The sequence below is a fragment of the Caulobacter sp. GW822-FHT07D08 genome, from assembly GCF_058798735.1.
In genome coordinates this window covers 1-2865 of sequence record NZ_JBXAKU010000046.1, presented here as the reverse complement: position 1 = coordinate 2865, position 2865 = coordinate 1, and the positions used below count along the sequence as shown (strand labels likewise).

General features: G+C 65.8%; 4 protein-coding genes. All 4 read left to right on the top strand.

The genetic code is table 11. The features are described from left to right. The first annotated feature begins 45 nt into the window (after window positions 1-45). On the top strand, window positions 46-1692 hold the full coding sequence (ccoN, locus tag AC1RJ9_RS28270; protein ID WP_492841989.1) for a cytochrome-c oxidase, cbb3-type subunit I: 1647 nt from the start codon (window positions 46-48) through the stop codon (window positions 1690-1692). A 9-nt stretch (window positions 1693-1701) separates the two neighbouring features. Then, the gene (gene ccoO / locus AC1RJ9_RS28265) at window positions 1702-2445 is read left to right on the top strand and encodes a cytochrome-c oxidase, cbb3-type subunit II (protein ID WP_492841991.1); all 744 of its coding nucleotides are present in this window, start codon (window positions 1702-1704) and stop codon (window positions 2443-2445) included. After that, window positions 2442-2609 carry a cbb3-type cytochrome c oxidase subunit 3 gene (locus AC1RJ9_RS28260; RefSeq protein WP_099578182.1) on the top strand — a complete coding sequence of 56 codons (168 nt, stop codon included), beginning with the start codon at window positions 2442-2444 and terminating at the stop codon, window positions 2607-2609. The genes ccoO and AC1RJ9_RS28260 overlap by 4 nt, the downstream gene beginning before the upstream one ends. Next, window positions 2609-2865: cbb3-type cytochrome c oxidase N-terminal domain-containing protein (locus AC1RJ9_RS28255; protein ID WP_492841993.1), on the top strand; the 257-nt coding region annotated here is incomplete at its 3' end. The genes AC1RJ9_RS28260 and AC1RJ9_RS28255, both read left to right, overlap by 1 nt.

Sequence of the window (2865 nt, the reverse complement as noted above, 5' to 3'; positions counted from 1 at the left end):
GCGGTGCGTGACAGGAGGGGTTTAGGTTCGCCGCAGGGAGTCTGCATGTCCGCCCCGTCTTATATCCAAGCCAGGCCCCCCGCGGGGTCGGGCGCGTTACTGATAGTTTCGGCCGTAGGCGCGTTCCTGGCGATCCTCGGCGCGGGACTGAGCCAGGATCCGATCTTCCGGCTGCAGGCCGAGACCATCGCGCTGGCGGGGGTGATCGCCGCGTTCGTGCTGAACGCGGGATTGTCGGGCGGCACGCTGGTGGAGCATCCCGACCGTTATTCGGACAACGTCATCAAGGCGGGGGTGATCGCCACGATGTTCTGGGCCGCGGCGGGTCTGCTGGTGGGGGTGTTGATCGCCGCCCAGCTGTCTTGGCCGACGATCTTCTACTTTCCCGAGGCTGGCTGGCTGAACTTTGGCCGGTTGCGGCCGCTGCACACCTCGGCGGTGATCTTCGCCTTCGGGGGCAACGCCCTGATCGCCACGTCGTTCTGGGTCGTGCAGCGCACCTGCAAGGCCAAGCTGGCGGGCGGCATCGCGCCGTGGTTCGTGTTCTGGGGCTATCAGCTGTTCATCGTGCTGGCCGCGACCGGCTATCTGATGGGCGCGACCCAGAGCAAGGAATACGCCGAGCCGGAGTGGTACACCGACCTGTGGCTGACCATCGTCTGGGTCGCCTATCTGCTGGTGTTCCTGGGCACGATCTGGAAGCGCAAGGAACCCCACATCTACGTGGCCAACTGGTTCTACCTGGCCTTCATCGTCACCATCGCCCTGCTGCATCTGGTCAACAACGCCGCCATTCCGGTGGGTCTGCTGAACCACAAGTCCTATGGCGTCTTCTCGGGCGTGCAGGATGCGCTGGTGCAGTGGTGGTACGGCCACAACGCCGTCGGCTTCTTCCTGACCGCCGGCTTCCTGGCCATGATGTACTACTTCGTGCCCAAGCGCGTGGAGCGGCCGGTCTACAGCTACCGCCTGTCGATCGTGCACTTCTGGGCGCTGATCTTCATCTACATCTGGGCCGGCCCGCACCACCTGCACTACACGGCCCTGCCGCAGTGGGCCCAGACCCTGGGCATGACCTTCTCGATCATGCTGTGGATGCCGTCCTGGGGCGGCATGATCAACGGCCTGATGACGCTGTCGGGCGCCTGGGACAAGCTGCGCACCGACCCGGTGGTGCGGATGATGGTGGTGTCGATCGCCTTCTACGGCATGAGCACCTTCGAAGGCCCGGTGATGTCGATCCGCGCGGTCAACGCGCTCAGCCACTACACCGACTGGACCATCGGCCACGTGCACTCCGGCGCCCTGGGCTGGGTGGGCTTCATCAGCTTCGGCGCGGTCTACTGCCTGGTGCCGTGGCTGTGGAAGAAGAAGGACATGTACTCGACCAAGCTGATCGAGTGGCACTTCTGGATCGCGACCACCGGCATCCTGCTCTACATCGCCGCGATGTGGGTGTCGGGCATCATGGAAGGCCTGATGTGGCGCGCCTACACGCCCCAGGGCTTCCTGGCCTACAGCTTCATCGAGACCGTCTCGGCCAAGCACATCGAGAACGTCATCCGCGCTGTCGGGGGGCTGATGTACCTGTCCGGGGCGCTGATCATGATCGTCAACATCTGGAAGACGATCGCTTCGCCCTCCGCCGAGCCGGCCGACGAAACGGCCGCTCCCGCCACCGCGATCGCCTGAGGTCAGCCGATGTCTCTCTGGAAGCAACACGCCAAGCTTGAGCGGCACTCGCTGCTGCTCGTCGTCGGCATCCTCCTGGTCGTCTCGATCGGGGGGCTGGTCGAGATCGCCCCGCTGTTCTGGCTGCAGGGCACCATCGAGAAGGTGCAGGGCGTACGCCCCTACACCCCGCTGGAACTGAACGGCCGCGACATCTATGTCCGCGAGGGCTGCTATCTGTGCCACTCGCAGATGATCCGCCCGCTGCGCGACGAGGTCGAGCGCTACGGCCACTACAGCCTGGCCGCCGAGAGCATGTACGACCACCCGTTCCAGTGGGGGTCCAAGCGCACCGGGCCCGACCTGGCCCGGGTCGGCGGCAAGTACTCCGACGCCTGGCACCGCGACCACCTGATCGACCCGCGCTCGGTGGTGCCGGAGTCGGTGATGCCGCCCTACAAGTTCCTGGCCGAGAAGGACCTGGACTATCGCGACATCGTCGACCGGATGAAGGTGCTGCGCACCGAGGGCGTGCCCTACACGGCCGACGAACTGACCAACGCCAAGAAGGATCTCGAGGCCCAGGCCGATCCGTACTCGACCGACGCGGTGGCCCTGCGCGGCCGCTACGGGGCCAAGGTGGTCAACCGCGACTTCGACGGCGATCCCGACAGGATCACCGAGATGGACGCCCTGGTGGCCTATCTGCAGATGCTCGGGACCCAGGTCGACTTCAAGTCCTACAAGGCCCAGGCCCCGGAGAACCAGCGATGAGCCAGCTCTCCTACGAAACCGTGGCGCGCTTCGCCCAGCAGGGCGGACTGATCTACTTCGGCCTGATCTTCCTGGCCGGTGTCGCCTATGCCCTGCGGCCTTCCAAGAAGGCCGAATTCCAACACGCCGCGCGCATGCCGCTGGATGACGAGGAGCTCTCCTGATGGCTTCCGAACGCAAGACCGACGACGTCACCGGCGTCGAGACCACCGGCCACGAGTGGGACGGCATCCGCGAACTGGACAACCCGCTGCCGCGCTGGTGGCTGTGGGTCTGGTACGGCTGCATCGCCTTCTCGATCGGCTACTGGGTGCTGATGCCGGCCTGGCCGGGCGTGCATGGCTACACCAAGGGCCTGCTGCACCAGTCCGACCGGGCCGCCGTGGGCCACGAGCTCAAGGCGCTGGACGTCCAGCGCGG